Source organism: Larkinella rosea (assembly GCF_003858635.1).
GTDB lineage: Bacteria > Bacteroidota > Bacteroidia > Cytophagales > Spirosomataceae > Larkinella > Larkinella rosea.
In genome coordinates this window covers 963,309-978,241 of sequence record NZ_RQJO01000007.1, presented here as the reverse complement: position 1 = coordinate 978,241, position 14,933 = coordinate 963,309, and the positions used below count along the sequence as shown (strand labels likewise).

At 47.3% G+C, this 14,933-nt stretch carries 13 protein-coding genes; 5 read left to right on the top strand and 8 right to left on the bottom strand.

What is annotated here, in order from left to right; genetic code table 11:
* Window positions 1-15: 15 nt before the first annotated feature.
* Together EHT25_RS04320 and EHT25_RS04315 are read right to left on the bottom strand one after the other, a co-directional pair.
* Window positions 16-486 carry a DinB family protein gene (locus EHT25_RS04320; protein ID WP_124871161.1) on the bottom strand — a complete coding sequence of 157 codons (471 nt, stop codon included), beginning with the start codon at window positions 484-486 and terminating at the stop codon, window positions 16-18.
* A 90-nt stretch (window positions 487-576) separates the two neighbouring features.
* Window positions 577-1,281, bottom strand: coding sequence for an esterase family protein (locus tag EHT25_RS04315; RefSeq protein WP_124871158.1), 705 nt, complete (start codon window positions 1,279-1,281; stop codon window positions 577-579).
* 156 nt (window positions 1,282-1,437) lie between these two features.
* Here EHT25_RS04315 and EHT25_RS04310 point away from each other — a divergent pair, with 156 nt between their 5' ends.
* A complete protein-coding gene (locus EHT25_RS04310; protein WP_124871155.1) occupies window positions 1,438-2,274 on the top strand; it encodes an alpha/beta hydrolase in 837 nt (278 codons plus the stop codon).
* Between the two features lie 33 nt (window positions 2,275-2,307).
* Window positions 2,308-3,111, top strand: a complete 804-nt coding sequence (locus tag EHT25_RS04305) for a glycoside hydrolase family 16 protein (RefSeq protein ID WP_124871152.1) — start codon at window positions 2,308-2,310, stop codon at window positions 3,109-3,111.
* On the opposite strand, the gene EHT25_RS04300 is transcribed toward EHT25_RS04305, so the two are convergent.
* The 5 genes from EHT25_RS04300 to EHT25_RS04280 all read right to left on the bottom strand — a co-directional run bounded on the left by EHT25_RS04300 (window position 3,105) and on the right by EHT25_RS04280 (window position 10,831).
* Window positions 3,105-5,750 (bottom strand): CHAT domain-containing protein, encoded by a 2,646-nt coding sequence (locus EHT25_RS04300; protein ID WP_185731278.1) that lies wholly within the window; start codon window positions 5,748-5,750, stop codon window positions 3,105-3,107. The two genes, EHT25_RS04305 and EHT25_RS04300, sit on opposite strands and share 7 nt — an antisense overlap.
* A 199-nt stretch (window positions 5,751-5,949) precedes the next feature.
* On the bottom strand, window positions 5,950-7,461 hold the full coding sequence (locus tag EHT25_RS04295; RefSeq protein WP_124871146.1) for a S8 family serine peptidase: 1,512 nt from the start codon (window positions 7,459-7,461) through the stop codon (window positions 5,950-5,952).
* Window positions 7,462-8,626: 1,165 nt separating this feature from the next.
* The gene (locus tag EHT25_RS04290) at window positions 8,627-9,328 is read right to left on the bottom strand and encodes a tetratricopeptide repeat protein (protein WP_124871143.1); all 702 of its coding nucleotides are present in this window, start codon (window positions 9,326-9,328) and stop codon (window positions 8,627-8,629) included.
* Between the two features lie 199 nt (window positions 9,329-9,527).
* Window positions 9,528-10,253, bottom strand: coding sequence for a tetratricopeptide repeat protein (locus tag EHT25_RS04285; RefSeq protein ID WP_124871140.1), 726 nt, complete (start codon window positions 10,251-10,253; stop codon window positions 9,528-9,530).
* Window positions 10,250-10,831, bottom strand: coding sequence for an RNA polymerase sigma factor (locus EHT25_RS04280; RefSeq protein ID WP_124871137.1), 582 nt, complete (start codon window positions 10,829-10,831; stop codon window positions 10,250-10,252). Before EHT25_RS04280 ends, EHT25_RS04285 begins: the two co-directional genes overlap by 4 nt.
* Window positions 10,832-10,956: 125 nt before the next feature.
* On the opposite strand from EHT25_RS04280, the gene EHT25_RS04275 reads away from it, so the two are divergent.
* Window positions 10,957-11,679, top strand: coding sequence for a hypothetical protein (locus EHT25_RS04275; RefSeq protein WP_124871135.1), 723 nt, complete (start codon window positions 10,957-10,959; stop codon window positions 11,677-11,679).
* Between the two features lie 100 nt (window positions 11,680-11,779).
* On the opposite strand, the gene EHT25_RS04270 is transcribed toward EHT25_RS04275, so the two are convergent.
* Window positions 11,780-12,799 (bottom strand): acyl-CoA reductase, encoded by a 1,020-nt coding sequence (locus EHT25_RS04270; RefSeq protein ID WP_124871132.1) that lies wholly within the window; start codon window positions 12,797-12,799, stop codon window positions 11,780-11,782.
* 187 nt (window positions 12,800-12,986) lie between these two features.
* On the opposite strand from EHT25_RS04270, the gene EHT25_RS04265 reads away from it, so the two are divergent.
* Window positions 12,987-13,340 carry a 4Fe-4S dicluster domain-containing protein gene (locus tag EHT25_RS04265; protein WP_124871129.1) on the top strand — a complete coding sequence of 118 codons (354 nt, stop codon included), beginning with the start codon at window positions 12,987-12,989 and terminating at the stop codon, window positions 13,338-13,340.
* Between the two features lie 350 nt (window positions 13,341-13,690).
* Window positions 13,691-14,908, top strand: coding sequence for a porin (locus EHT25_RS04260; protein ID WP_124871126.1), 1,218 nt, complete (start codon window positions 13,691-13,693; stop codon window positions 14,906-14,908).
* Window positions 14,909-14,933: the final 25 nt, after the last annotated feature.

The window sequence follows — 14,933 nt, the reverse complement described above, 5'->3', positions numbered from 1 at the left end:
GATACTGTTTTGAATCTAAAATTGTTTGAAATGATGGCCCAGGTGGGCAACGTAATCAACAATCAACCAGGCTACTGTAACGGGTTCACCGTGGTCGGGTGGTAAAACCGGTTTTCGCAAAGTGTCCTCCGGTATAACTTCGGTAACATACAAAATTTGTCGATTCAAAGATTGCCAATAGGCGATCAAATGTTCCAACGGTAGGTCCTGGTAGCGATTATAAATCACCGACTGATTCTGGTTATACCGCTCAACAACAAACGGCGACGGTAGAAATTGCGCATCCGTAAACCGTTTCAGGTTATTCAAGCCCGAATCGATCAGATGCCCCAGAATCTCTTTCCGCGACCATTTTCCGGGCTTTCGCTCCGTTAATTCTGCGTCCGAAAACGTCCGCAATCGCTCCGGCAACTCGTCGATGTACGTCCGAAGCTGTTGAAGGGCTCCCAAAAACGGGCTATGCGTTTCTGCGTAACCGTATTTCATAATTTTTACAAAGAGTTTACGGTATACGGTTTTCAGTATTCGGCGGGGAACTGCACCGTAAACCGAATACTGAAAACCGAAACCCGTTAATTAAATCCGCGACAAATAATGCGGGAACATTTCGCGCCAGACGGGCCAGTCATGCGAGCCCCAGGGCCGGACATCGAGCCAGTGGTGAATGCCTTTCCGACTAAAAATATCCGACATGGCGTAATTATCCGGTTTACAGAAGTCGTGTTCCGATGTGCCCAGCACAATGTTCATCTGGTAGAACTGATCGTTGTGCGCATTGGGAATGTAATCGGGCGGATTGTTGAAATAGACATTGTCGTCATAATACCCGTTCATAAACGACCTGATGTCAAACTTGGCCCCCATCGACCACAGGTGCGCGACCTTGTCGGGATGCCGGAAGGCGAAATTCAACGCCTGAAAACCGCCAAAACTGCAACCCCCGACCGCAATTTTTCCAACATTACATTCCTGCTGAATCCACGGAACTAGTTCCTCGTTGACCATTCGGTCGTACCACAGGTGGTTTTGGATGCGCGTGGCCGGGTGCAGGTGTTTGGCGTACCAGCTGTCGCGATCGATGCTGTCGATGCAATAAATCTTGACTTTCCGATTGTCAATAAACCACTGGGCGGATTCAATCAGTTTAAAATCTTTGGCTTCGTAGTACCTTCCCATCGTGGTCGGGAACAGCAAAACCGGGTAACCCCAGTCGCCGTAAACCAACATTTCTATATCGCGCCCGAGGTGGTGCGAATACCATTTCCTGTAGTCTTCCTGCAAAATAGTCGGTGTTTTTTGTTGATGATTCCGGAGGAAAGATAATCCTTTTTACGAATTTCCAAGAAAACTGTACGTAATTTCGGGACAATTTCCAACTAATATTTGGCTCGGGTCCGTTTCAGAATGCGGAGGGGAGTTGTTCGTAACTGTTTACAAATGAGTGTTTTTGTTGCTTCTTCGTCTGATGCCGGTGGTGTATGGTGCCGAACCGACACCCATTTGGTTTCGGTTTATCTGAACCGTTCCGTTCGACTGGATCTAATTTTTCCGAAAGAATACGATGCGTCTACGGAGCGGTTTCCAGTTTTGTACCTGAATGATGGACAGGATCTGGAACGACTCCGGATGACTCATGTTCTACAGGCGGTTTACCAGCAGAAAACGATCCAGCCGTTTGTACTGGTGGCCATTCATTGCGGTGATCGGATTCAGGAATATGGCGTTGCCGCGCAGGCCGACTACCTCAACCGGGGTTCGAAAGCCGGAGCATATACCCATTTTGTGATTCATGAATTATTACCTTACGTGCAAAAGCACTACCGAATAACCAACGATCCGGCTCAGGCGGTTTTTGCCGGTTTTTCGCTGGGCGGATTGTCGGCTTTCGATCTAGTCTGGAACCACCCGGAGTTGTTTGGGAAAGCCGGGGTTTTTTCCGGCTCGTTCTGGTGGCGACAGCGTGGATTGAATGAGGGTTATTCCGATGATACCGACCGGATTATGCACGCGCGGGTTCGCCAGACAAAACGGCCGCAAGGCGCACGTTTCTGGTTTCAAACCGGAACGCTGGATGAAACCGACGATCGAGATCACGACGGCGTTATTGATTCCATCGACGATACCCTCGACCTGATTGCCGAAATCGAACGGAAAGGGTTTCGGTGGGGAAATGAAGTGCAGTACGTTGAAGTAAAAGGCGGTTTTCACAATCCCGAAACCTGGAGTGCGGTCATGCCGCAATTTCTGGTTTGGGCGTTTGGAAAACAAAAGTAACGAATCGTTCCATTTATTATTTCTGCCTGGTTTATGCGCATCCTTCTTTCTATGGTCACGCTCGGCGTTTTAATCGCCTGTAAAATTGACGGTCCTCAACCGGAAAAAACAAGTACCGAGCGCAAACTGGTCTGGTCCGACGAATTTGACAAAGCCGGGCTTCCCGACGCCAGCAAGTGGAAATATGACGTTGGCGGCAGCGGTTTTGGGAATAACGAACTGCAATATTATCGCGCATCTCGACCAGAAAATGCCCGCGTTGAGAACGGTTTTCTGATCATCGAAGCGCGGAAAGAAAAGCATGAAAACCGCGATTATACGTCCGCGAAGCTAATCACCAAAGGCCTTGCCGAATGGAAATACGGCCGGATCGATGTGCGGGCGAAGTTGCCAAAAGGGCGCGGGACCTGGCCGGCGATCTGGATGCTTAGTGCCAAAACACCCCTGAAATGGCCGCTCGATGGCGAAATCGACATCATGGAACACGTCGGTTTCAACGAAAATCAGATTCACGGAACGATTCACACCGAAGCGTATAACCACGTTAAACACACCCAGAAAGGCGGTTTTAAAGTGGTTCCCGGCGTCACGCAGGATTTTCACGTGTATTCCATCGACTGGACGACCGACAAGATTGATTTTCTGATCGACAATGCGGTTTACTATTCCATTTCCAAAAAAGAAACCGGCAGCAGTTACGAACAATGGCCGCTTGACCAGCCGTTTTACCTGATTATCAATCTGGCTGTTGGCGGAAATTGGGGAGGCCAGAAAGGGGTGGACGAATCGATCTGGCCGCAGCACATGGACGTGGATTACGTTCGGGTTTTTCAATAAACCGCTTTCGGTGACTTACTCCGTCGGCGCAGTTGCCTTCCGCCGATAATGGCCAGAATAACCACTAAACCGCTCCCCAGCCACCAGCCCATTCGCGTTGGGGAAGAAATGGGGTCGGCGTTGCCCACCAGAATCATTCCGGCCCAGCGATAGGGGAGCTGGTCGGCGCGGGATGCCGTTTTGAGCCAGTCAAGCTTGGCTTGCCGGAGAGCCAGATCTAAGGCAATTCCCTTACTCAGGTGTTTATAAAATCGTTCGGTCAGCCCATAGGTTGCCTGATCCTCTACGCTCCAGAGCGTCGTCAGCACACTGGGAATTCCCAGGGTCGCAAAGCCCCGCGCCAGACTGAAAACCCCTTCGCCCTGCTGATTGACCCCAAGGCTGGTTTTACAGGCCGAAAGGACGATCAACTGGGTTTGGTAGGGCGAATCAGCATTCAAATCCGAAAGTTGCAGGGTTGAATCGGCAAAATAGAGCCGGGGTTCACGGCCAACGCTATCGGCTTCGGCGTGGGTAAATAACTGCACAATCCGGTGATCGGGAGCCATGTTCTGAAAAGCCCGGCGGGTTGCGGCCCGATCGGTCAAAACGGTTGGATTGCTGAACAACTTGCCAATTTTGGTTACTACCAGACCCGAGCCCAACAGGCTTGCCTGCTGAAGTTGCGGGTTGAAATGGACCGGCGCCATGCCCAGAAACGCCGAACTGCCCGAGGTCGAAGCTGCAGTTTCTTTCAACAACACCGTCGCCGAATAGCCGTAACTAAAAGCATGGTAATTGATCAGAAAATCGGGTTGACTGGCTGTTCGACTGAGCGTTTCAAACGGAATGAAATGATAATCCGGTGATACAATCACGCGCTCGGTAGAAAGCGATAACGGTTTAAGTAACTGATTGTAAATCACATTACTCACGCTTAGGTATCGACCAAAGTGGCGGTTTTGCTGGCTCGTTGTACACAGCGGCACAAATTCCTGCACGGCTTTTTGGTAGGCAAAAACGGACTGTTTCACTAGTTGAGTTGCAGCGGGTTCGACGGAAAGAATGTACAGCGCGCTGTCGCCGACGAAATACGAAACCAGGGTCGATTGCCGGTCTTTCAGCCAATTTTGAAGGTGAGCCAGCGACGGAACGGAATTATCGAATTTGTAGCGGTAATACGCTGGATTTTCCTGTTCCAGTTTCTTGAGAAACGAATCCAGTTTTTCCTGTTCAGTCAGCAAAGCCGTTCGTGTGGAATCATACGCTCGCCGACCGGGTTTTAACTCAGCCAGCTCGTTTTGTAAGGAATTGATCCGCCGGTGAAATGCCTGCTCCAGTTGAGCCAGCCGGATGGGCAAATGTTGCCGGGCGCCCAGTTCGTTGAGCTTGTCGTTAAGCAAAACCGCCCGGCTTTTTTCGAAAAAATGAAACGCCTGCTCGTCATTTTTCAGCAGGAAAGCAGTTTCAATGGCGCGTTCGTAAAGGCTGTGCGTTGTTTCCCGCCAGTACAACTTCGATTGCTGACCAACCTGCTCAAACCGCATCACATCGATGATCTGATCGGCCGTCAGGAAACTTTTCAGGGCAAGCTGACCGAACTGTAGTTGTCGATCCGGTTTACTTTTTGCCCAATCCAGCCAGGTATATGCCTTATCCTGAATGATCGACAGCAAATATTCTTTATACGGTGTCAGTTGGATGGCTTCGGTTTGGGCCAGCGGTTTTTGCCGGTCATCAAAATGCAGGCTGTCGAGCGCGATCTGGAAGTAATTCAGCGCCGAACGGAATTGCTTTTTCCGTGAGTACACCTCGCCAATATTGCCCAGAATCCGCACCCGACCGTATTTATCGTCCCCAATCGTTGCCAAAGCTTTCTGGTATTGAACCAAAGCCTTGTCGTACTGGTGCAGGTAATTATCGTACACAAATCCGATGTTGGCCGTAACTTCCGATAACCCATTTGAGTTTTGTAGACTCTTATGGACCTGGTAGGCTTTGTCATAAGCGGTAAAGGCTTCGTCAAAACGGTGTAATCGGACGAGGACACTAGCCAAATATGCATAGGTGTTGGCTAACTCGACCGATGGTTTGGGTGAATTGCCAAATAGGAGAGTGACCCGACGAATAATCGTCAGGGACTGCTCATAATCCCCCATTTCTTTCAGGCAGTTTGCTTTTTCGGTGAGATTGGCGGCCATGAATTCGATGTGGCCGATTCGTTCGGCAAACGAAGCGCCTAATTCGGCCTGACGGATGCTTTTTTGGTAGTCAGATTCCTTAAAAAACAGATTCGCCAAATGCCAATATGCCATTGCGACTTGCTCATAACGTTCGGGGTACTGCCTGCCTTTTTCAACGAACAATTGCAAGAGGAGTCGCGCTGAGTGGTAATCTTGCTGGTCCAGATAAATTTTACCCAGATTAAAATAACTTTTAGTTAAAAAGGATGGGCTTGTATCCGGTCGTTTTTGGGAATTGACGGAAATCGCCCGGCGGGTCCATTGAATGGCAGTATCATATTCCTTGTGATAATAAGCCAGCGCACCCAGGCGGTGCAGGATTTTAGCGAAAGTTGAATCCCGATTTTGTCCGCAGCGCTCGCAAACCGTACGGAGTTCCTGAAAACCGCTTTCCTGTTGGTCTTTGGCTAACGTCATCAAACTATCATAACGTTCGCCGATACTTTTCGGCCCCGGACATTGCCCAAAAGCCTGAAATCTACTTCCGAAGAGCAGCAAAAATCCAATTACTGGCCTCAGCCGTAGCCACCTGATCCAACCTGGGAACGGGCAGAATCGGATGGGCGGAGTGATTGAAAGAACGTTGGTTTTTTGCATTGTACTCGGTTTTCAGATTCTACCGTAGAATATACGCGCCGTTATTCGTTTGATTTTTCAGGGTGGAGTGCTTCCTCAGAATGGGTTGACCGGGAGATGGGGCAGGAAGTTTATCCAGAGTTTTTAAAAGCACACTGCGCTCACTGCTGACCCAGGTTGGGCCGAGTTTGGCAACCAGTTTTCCCGTTACAACCGGGGCCGCAAATGACGTTCCTGATACATACAATGGTGAGTCTTTTGTAAAATCCCACACACTGCAAAAAGGAGCATTTTGCAGGTTAAAGTTGAAAACGCCCAAGTTGACGAAATGATTGGAATAGTTTTGTCCTTCACACGTTTCATAAGCATCGTAGCTATCTCTGGAATGCCCCGTATGTCCGGCGGATTGCGTGGGATGAATGGTGGTGATTGTCAATACATTTTGGTGCGACTTGCTAAAATTAGCTGGCCAGAATGGGTTAGATTCCAGATTTCGAAAATAAGATGCGGGAACCATTCCGAACCAGGAATTCTCCAACTTGGCGGATGCATTTCCGGCGGCTGTCACCACGACAATGTTGTTGTTTCCCAATTCCCGCAGGAAATAACTCAGCAGTTTACTTTCCGTCGGGTTATAATATCCCCAGCTTGCGTTGATAATTTTAGCCTTTTTTTGACGGGCATAGGACATTGCACAAAGATTGTTGAAAAGAGTACCTTTTCCGTCCGCATTAAACGTTTTGAGATACAGGTACCGCACGTGCAGATTAGCCCATGAATTGCCGATTAATTGTTCATGAATCAGGGAATTGACTAACGTTCCATGCCCATTGCTATCGGCTAATACGTTGCTGTTATTGACAAAATTCCACCCATTTCTGTCGGCAATCAGGCCGTTTTTATCCTGATTGGGTGCGGTAAGTTCTTCCGGATTTACCCAGGTCCAGTTGTTGACAGCCGGATAAAGTTCGGGTTTAATTCCGGTATCGGTAATGGCAATGATGAATGGCTGCGGTGTGGCTGTGGCAGGTGCACTGATCGTCGGTAAGCTTTTCAGCATTACACTGTCTTTTTCAGCAAAAGGTAAGGTGAGAACATAGTTTCGCGAACCACCTTCAATGACCTGATCCCATCTCAAGGTATTTGATCCACCTTTAAATGATATTTCTCCATTGGGCGGATTTCCTTCCACACCACCGCTGGGTCGCGTATTGGAGGCCATTTCTTTTCCGCTGATGTTTAACTGATCCAGATTAGAGCCTTCCAGTAAGACAAGTGAACTATCGCACGGACACCAGGAACGAATTGAAATGGTATCTTTTCCAGCATCACGCAAAGTTTGATTTACTTTGGCAACCATCGAAAGCTGGAGCGCAACCGGCATTGAAATTGTATCCTGTCCTTGTATGCTTGGAGCAAACAGAATAATGTTCTGGTCAGGATTATAGGTAGTTTCCTTTGGCGATATTCTGATAAACGGATAAAGCCACTGGCAGGACTGCAACGCAGCGGCTGTCAGGCAGGAAAGCACCACAGTTTTAAAAACACGCATGGAGATAAGTTTTAGATCGTAATTAATCCGTTTATCAATCCTTCCGGTCCTTCATTTCTCTACAAATTGCCTTGAATTACAGTGCACAACAAGTTTTTAGCCCGGTTTTTATCCATCGGTTATCTCCAGTCCGGACAGGCAGCATTACCCAAAATGATACGGGTTAGTCAAATTATCTAAACGAATGATGGAAACACGCCATGTGTTAGTCGGATTCTACCATCTAAAGGGAAACGATTAATGAAATATTTTAATGGATTTTTAGATGGTGTGGCAATTATATGACTGTAGATAAGCCCATTATGATATATTATAAATCAATCAGTCTTCCTTTTATGAGGATGAAGTTCCTGCACTTTCCTGCATAACTTCCAAATTAGTGGACTAAACTGCCCCGGCTATTTAATGTAAATTATGGGTATAAATGATACGGCAATCCGTTATCCAGGCTTGATTACTCACGCAATTAAGAAAAACCGTTGCTTTTACTTCGACAATTCACCTGTCGCGATTGGATTAGGCAAATAGGATTCATTGTTTTAACCCTTTATTTAGATTAGGAGAACTGCCTGAGTGTGGAAATAGAAGGATAACGCAGAACAAAAAATTACCACTGAACCTCATTTATTTTTATACATAAAAGGAACAGAATAAGGGCTTTTTTTCAATGGATAACTCAAAAAGGGGCAACGCATAGAAGCCATATTAATTAAATAATTTAACCTCTAATCATATAAAGAATTTTTCTATTAATTAAATTTTAAGAACCGGTTTTGTTTTCCTTGGGCTATTCGGCTGCGGTTTGCTTTCATGTGCGCCGGAGTCTATTCCTGCTGCAAAAGATAAAATTACTGTAAGTGATCTTAACGAAGCGCCGATTGACACTGTCAAATCAGTCGATGGACGTGAATTAGCGGATGGAACACGACCCAGTGGGGGCGTCTCCAGAAAAGCCGGTTTGCCTGCTGCACAAAAAGAATCCGGTAATAAACCGAAATTAAAGCGGTTAACTACCAAATTCTAAATGTTATTAAGGAGTCGGTATTAAGCCGATAAATGTAGCTGTTTGTGATTTATAGCAGCCGGTACTTTCAGCTTTTTAGAACTATTGTAGTTCAGTGTGAGGAAATGAATTTTTCACTGCATCCTTTGAAGTTGACCGAAATTAATGGTCTCCTAACCGCCCAACCAGTTGCCCGGCTTCATTCTTCTCTTCCAGATTGCCTTGAATAACCGTGTGTAACAAGTGTTTAGCCCGGTTTTTATCCATCGGTTGTCCCCGCTTCAAATGGGCAATTGCTTCCAGAAAAATACCGGGATTCGCGTATAGATCGGTTTGCTGACCCAATCGGTGAAAGCGGTGGATGGCTTGGTCGTATTTCCGGAGTTGGAGGGAAACAATGCCGCCAAATTTTAATGCATCCGGCTGATTGGGATGCCGTTGAAGGAGGCTTTCAAAAACCGCTTCGGCGGCCTGCCAGTTTCCCTGATTGTAATACCGGCAAGCGGTTTTCAGACTGTCGGATGTACCATCCAGGGTGACTGGAAATTGATGGAAATGATCGGTAAGATACTGGTCAGCCAGTTCGGCCGCTGAAACGGGCGTTTGCCAAATCCAGATTGCCCAGCCAAATCCAAGGAAGAATAGCAGACTGGCAGCCATGGAAATAATCGGAAAGATCGGGCGGTAAACCGGCAGCGGTTTTTTCCGGCGATTGGCTTCCTGACGGGCAACCTGACGGGCCAGCAGGTAAAAGGCGATCGGCCTGACCCGATCGATATTGTTCAGTGAGGCTTCAAAACGCTTTCTTTCCATTGGGGATAATTGCCCCGCGAAGTAACGGTCGATCACATCCAGTTCATTCATTGTCGCCGAGTTCAATCAAAAATCGACCCTATCGCACCAAACCGCCCATTAAAACCGTCGGCACTTCTTAGTCGTTTTTTTGGTCTTTTCGGTAAACAGAATGTCTGAGAAATAGTGTTTAGTTGACGGTATTCGATGCGGTTCTCCTTCAGCATTGACGCATTCAATAAATTTGCGGCTACCGAAAACCGCGCAATCTTTAAAAAGCTTCCAGCAATGCTTGCGCTTGTGCTTTCCCTTCCAGATTCCGTTCAACCACGGTTTTCAGAAGGGTCTGCGCCGTATTTTGATCATTATGCTGATTGCGTTTTAGCCGGGTGATGGCTTCGAGGAAAAGCCCCGGATTGAAAAACAGGTCATTCAGTTCACTCAGGCGGTGAAAATGGTCGATGGCTTGGTCATATTGGCCGGTTTGGAGTTCGGCGAGTCCGGCGTACTGCAAAAAACGGTCATTGGTGGGTTGCCGTTGAACTAACGCGGTAAAAATCGCTTCGGCTTTGCTGAATTCACCGGCATTATAGAAGCTGATCCCGATTTGCAGGCTGTCGGCTCGTCCGTCCATCGTCGTCGACAACTGCGCATAATTTTCCTGAATATACTGATTGGCCAACATCACCGCCGACGGCGATTGTCGCTGAAATAACCAGTAAGCTCCTAACCCCAGAACAAGTACGATACTGGCTGCCAGCGCGATAACTGCTCCGGCGGAAATTTGGCGAACCACCGGTTTTCCGGTTCTTAGTTGATCCAGCTCGGCTTTTCGGCGGGATTGCGCTTCGCGTTGGGCTGCCTGCTGTGCCGCCAGGTAAAAGGCGACGGCTTCGGTAAGGTCTGGATCGGTTTGCAGGGACAATTCAAAACGCGCGCGCTCCTCCGCGGGCAGTCGGCCGGAAAAATAATCTTCGATGCGTTCCAGATTGTTCATTTGTATAACTCCCTCAAACGTTCCAGACACCGCAAACGGCTGGTTTTGGCCACCGAAGCCGTGTTATAATTCAGTTGCCGGGCAATCTCATCGTCGGAATAACCTTCTCCCCACGCCAAAATCATTTCACGGCATTTATCGCCCAACTGGTTGATCAGTCGTCGGAGCCGGTCAACGTCGCTTTGGGCAATCAGTTGCTGCACGATCGATCGGGCCGAATCGGGCAGTTGCAGCAGCGAATCATCCAGTGAAACCGCATTGTGCACCTGACTCCGTTGACTGGTTTTCTTTCGAATCAGGTCAATACACTTGTTGTTGAAAATCTGGTAAATATACGTACTCAACGCCGAATGGCCTTCAAACCGTTGATTCAGGATGTGCTCGATCACGGTTAGAATGGTGTCAGAATAGGCACTGGCGCAATCGTCTTCCTCCAAACGATGTTTCCGGACGCCTTCGGCAATCAGGTAAACGTATTTTCGATACAAGCGATCTTCGCTTTGTCGACGTTGGTTTCCGCCGGTTCTGAGTCCGGCAATCAGGTCAGAGTCAGCAGGTTGACGGACAAAAAACCGCATGCGGGGGCGTTGAAGTTTTGGTCAAATATGCCGAAAAATGCGTGATTTTCAATTTTTTTCAGGAAGATGTTTCCGCCTGACGAAATAATGCGACTAAGAGAGCATACCAAACTTTCGTCCATCCCATGAAAACGATTTTTCAGCTTCTCATTCTTGCGATAATCGGCCCGGCCCGTTCGCAGGAGCTGGCTTATTACGACAGTGCAAAATCGACTACTTCCGGTTTTTGGGAGGTTTTGACCGATTATCGTACCAGCAGCACAGAAATCCGGTACTATACTCCTGATCAGAAATTGATTCATCAGGAAGTGTTCCCCCATCAGCTGGTTAAGCTGACAAAACGCAACGTCGAACGACTGAATGCCACGCTAGTCAAAGTCAATTTGCAGCAAAAAGAAGCTTCAAACGTCAAAACCGTGGTTTTACCACTTGATCATGAAGATTCAAGACTTACGCGCACCCGCAGAAAACGGATGGAGGAGCAGCGCCGGTTGTCGCCGGAAGGAATGTCGGCCCGGGTGGTTCCGAGTACGGATGGTGAAAATGCGATGTTGAAGATCTATGTGTACAATCCTCACGAGGAGCGGTTGCGGATTGATATTCTGACCGCAAAAAACAACACGATCTGTCAGGAATACAACGACAGTTTTCAGCAGTATTATCGTTTCAACCTGAGCAACATGCCTTCGGGGACTTACCGGGTTCGTATCTATAACGCGAAGGATAAAGTACCGGCCGTCGATAACCTGGTTTTGTTGAGTCGCCAACCTTCCCAGACGGTTTTTTCCGTGCAAACCGAAAGAACGGTCACACCCTCCGACGATTCCCGGGCATCAGATAATCAGTGACGATTCATCTCATTCATTATAGGTTTGTAGTATAAGCTTCCGGACGGTCATTTCGACCTTCCGGAACTTGCTCTTTGGCCAAACCACGCCCGGTTTTTGGTTATAACGTTTGCAGAAACCGCATCGTATCGATTCCGTCGGCATAATCGGCCAGGCCAGGGTGTTGGGTCTGGCCGAGTTGAACACTGCCCGGATAAAAACCGTCTTTCGAAGCTACGCACTGAATGGTGTCGGCAATCGCTTCCAGTTTTTTCTCCAGTTCATTCAAATCCGAATACCGCTCGAAGTAGAGGGTTGAAATCGGGGAGACCAGTCCTTCATTTTCGGTTACCAATAAAAAACCGTTATCGAAATGCGGGACACCATTGATCAGATAGATCGACTTGTTATACTCGTAGTTGTTAAAGTATTTGTGGTGATTCGCAAATCGCAGGGCCAGTGGTTCGAGGGTGTTCAGGAAAGGAATGAAATCGTAATGTTCCGGCACATACAGTTTTGAAACGCTGCGACACCCCAATCCAAAGTAATCAAGCACGTCGGTCCCCAGCGCCACCAAATCTTCCGCACTTTCACGATTGGACAGAATGGCCACCGATGAGCGGTTTTTGCGGATAATGTGCGGTTTTCGGGAAAAATAATACTCAAAATACCGGGCCGAATTGCTGCTGCCGGTGGCTATGTATGCATCGGCCTGATTCAAACGCTCGCTGATAACGATCCGATCCGCAAAAGCGGGGTTGATTTCAACGATTTTTTGTATAAAATAATTGATTAGTACAAAATCGGGCGTACTCACTTTGGCCAGTAGTCGATGTCCGCTCAGCAGGACGCACAGCAGATCGTGAAAACCGACCGCCGGAATATTGCCGGCCATGACAACTCCCACATTTTTAGCTGCTTCAGTTGTGACGTTATAACCTTTTATCCATTCCGATAACTTTTCTTCATTCAGGTATTCAGCGGCAATCGTCTGGATGGCTTTTCCGGTGTTTTCGGGCGTAAACCAATGGTTGGAATAATAGGCTTTTTCGGCGATTTCCTGCAATTCCGCGGTATTTTCGGCATCTTTCAGGAAACGACCCAACTCAATAAAGGTGGTAATTCGTTCGGATAAATTCATTCTGGATTTGGCTGCTTTATGTAGTATTCAACCGGCAAAAATAAATTATAGTTTGCTGCCAACCTTTAAATAATTATATTTGTTGACTAGTTATCATATTATTTAATCAAGCAACGGTTTCGTAATGTACTGATTATTCTTGCCGAAGAAGAAATCCGATTACGAATCATTAAATCTCTACCTGCAAATGGCAATCATGATCACAGATGAGTGCATCAATTGTGGTGCCTGCGAACCCGAATGCCCGAACACGGCCATCTACGAAGGCGGTGTTGAGTGGACCTGGAGCGGAGGAACCGAATTAGATGTTGTCGATTTTGGTGATGGTACGGTAGTCAACGGGAAAGATCCACAAACCCCGGTGTCCGACGAATTTTATTACATCGTTTCTGATAAATGTACGGAATGTGTTGGTTTCCATGAGGAACCACAATGTGCAGCTGTCTGCCCGGTCGATTGTTGTATTCCCGACCCGGACAATGAGGAAGAGGAAGAAACTCTTTTGGCCAAAAAAGCCTGGCTCCACGCTGAAGCCGTCTAATTGACTTACCACATACATCAAAAAAAATCCCGGATCGCCGATCCGGGATTTTTTTTGTTTAAATAGCCTGAAAAATTGTAACATTCCGATAATTAATTGAATAAATGAATAGATCTTAAGTTATATAATATTTCAAAATAGGCCATTATTACAAAATATGCTAAAAATGAAAAAAAGCGTGTAAAAACAGGAAAATAGGTTTCAATTTTCAGTCTTTTTGGCAATTTGACTGATTTTTTATGTAAAACAGCATTAAATTTTATTAAATACTTGCATTTATAGTATTCGCTAATAATATTTGTGCGTCGAATTTATTATTTAGTTAATCCTCGAACAAACCAAAGGAAATTATGAAAAAAACTATTTTACTTGTATGTTGTTCGTTTTCCATCTTATTGTCCAAAGCTCAGGACAGTACTACGACTACCTCTAAGCCGCAGGAGGTAGCCGCCACTGAGACGGGAGCCGAAAACAAAGGTAAATTCTCTTTTTCAGGGTACATTGACTCGTATTACAGCGGTAATTTCAATAATCCACGATCACGCAGTAATCTTGGCGCTGCCGGAACCGGCCGCGTCTTCGATCAGCGTTCCGGACAAATTTCTTTGGGCTTGGTTCAAACCAAGATTGGGTACAGCACCGACAAAGTTGACATGATGTTGGACCTGACCTTTGGTCCGAACGCCGATCTGGGTAACTACGGTAACGTAGTCGGCTCACTGGGGCCTGGTTCAACTTCGCTGGCTATTAAACAGGCGTACATCAACTGGAAGACCTCTGACAAATTCTCGATCATGGTGGGCCAGTTCGGAACTCACATCGGGTATGAAGTCATCGATGCGCCGGTCAACTACAACTATTCGCTCTCCAACCTCTTCAACAACGGTCCTTTCTACCACACCGGGATCAAAGGAACGTATGCCTTCAGCGATAAAGCGTCGTTGATGCTGGGGATTGTGAACAATGTGGATAGCTGGAAAGACAATAACAAAGCGAAAGGCATTATTGGTCAGTTCTTCTTTTCACCGGTTTCGGGCTGGAATGTCTACCTGAACGGAATTGTCAGCAACGAAGCAAATCCGGATTCAACCGGTAAAGCTGTAAAAGGAATGTACTCGGTATTCGATTTGACCACCACCTATCAGATTACGGAGAAATTCTACCTGGGTCTGAATGCCGCCATTGGTTCACAAAAAGAAGATTTCCAGGGGTATGCTCCGGTGAAAGCCGGTACGTCGAAATGGAGCGGTGTGGCGGTCTACACCAATTACGCTTTCACCGGCAAATTTGGCTTAGGAGCCCGCTACGAATATTTTGACAACAAAGACGGCGCCCGCGGTCTGCGTAATTACCTCGGAATGGGAACGAGCGTTAACTCGATCACCCTGACCGGGAACATTACCGCAGCTGACGGCAACCTGCTGATCAAACCGGAATTCCGGCTCGATAGCTACGCCAAGCCTTCCGGCAGCAACACCGCCGAAGCGCAACAGTTTGAGGACAGCGAAGGCAAATTTACCAAATCTTCGCAGGCAACACTTGGTCTCGCATTCATTTACAAATTCTAATACGCAACCCCACACTGGTCCTTTT

Excerpts from the sequence above, each read along its gene's own strand:
- EHT25_RS04320 (WP_124871161.1), bottom strand. The coding sequence starts at position 486 with ATGAAATACGGTTACGCAGAAACGCATAGCCCGTTTTTGGGAGCCCTT.
- EHT25_RS04310 (WP_124871155.1), top strand. The coding sequence starts at position 1,438 with ATGAGTGTTTTTGTTGCTTCTTCGTCTGATGCCGGTGGTGTATGGTGC.
- EHT25_RS04305 (WP_124871152.1), top strand. The coding sequence starts at position 2,308 with ATGCGCATCCTTCTTTCTATGGTCACGCTCGGCGTTTTAATCGCCTGT.
- EHT25_RS04300 (WP_185731278.1), bottom strand. The coding sequence starts at position 5,750 with ATGACGTTAGCCAAAGACCAACAGGAAAGCGGTTTTCAGGAACTCCGT.
- EHT25_RS04295 (WP_124871146.1), bottom strand. The coding sequence starts at position 7,461 with ATGCGTGTTTTTAAAACTGTGGTGCTTTCCTGCCTGACAGCCGCTGCG.
- EHT25_RS04290 (WP_124871143.1), bottom strand. The coding sequence starts at position 9,328 with ATGAATGAACTGGATGTGATCGACCGTTACTTCGCGGGGCAATTATCC.
- EHT25_RS04285 (WP_124871140.1), bottom strand. The coding sequence starts at position 10,253 with ATGAACAATCTGGAACGCATCGAAGATTATTTTTCCGGCCGACTGCCC.
- EHT25_RS04280 (WP_124871137.1), bottom strand. The coding sequence starts at position 10,831 with ATGCGGTTTTTTGTCCGTCAACCTGCTGACTCTGACCTGATTGCCGGA.
- EHT25_RS04275 (WP_124871135.1), top strand. The coding sequence starts at position 10,957 with ATGAAAACGATTTTTCAGCTTCTCATTCTTGCGATAATCGGCCCGGCC.
- EHT25_RS04270 (WP_124871132.1), bottom strand. The coding sequence starts at position 12,799 with ATGAATTTATCCGAACGAATTACCACCTTTATTGAGTTGGGTCGTTTC.
- EHT25_RS04265 (WP_124871129.1), top strand. The coding sequence starts at position 12,987 with ATGGCAATCATGATCACAGATGAGTGCATCAATTGTGGTGCCTGCGAA.
- EHT25_RS04260 (WP_124871126.1), top strand. The coding sequence starts at position 13,691 with ATGAAAAAAACTATTTTACTTGTATGTTGTTCGTTTTCCATCTTATTG.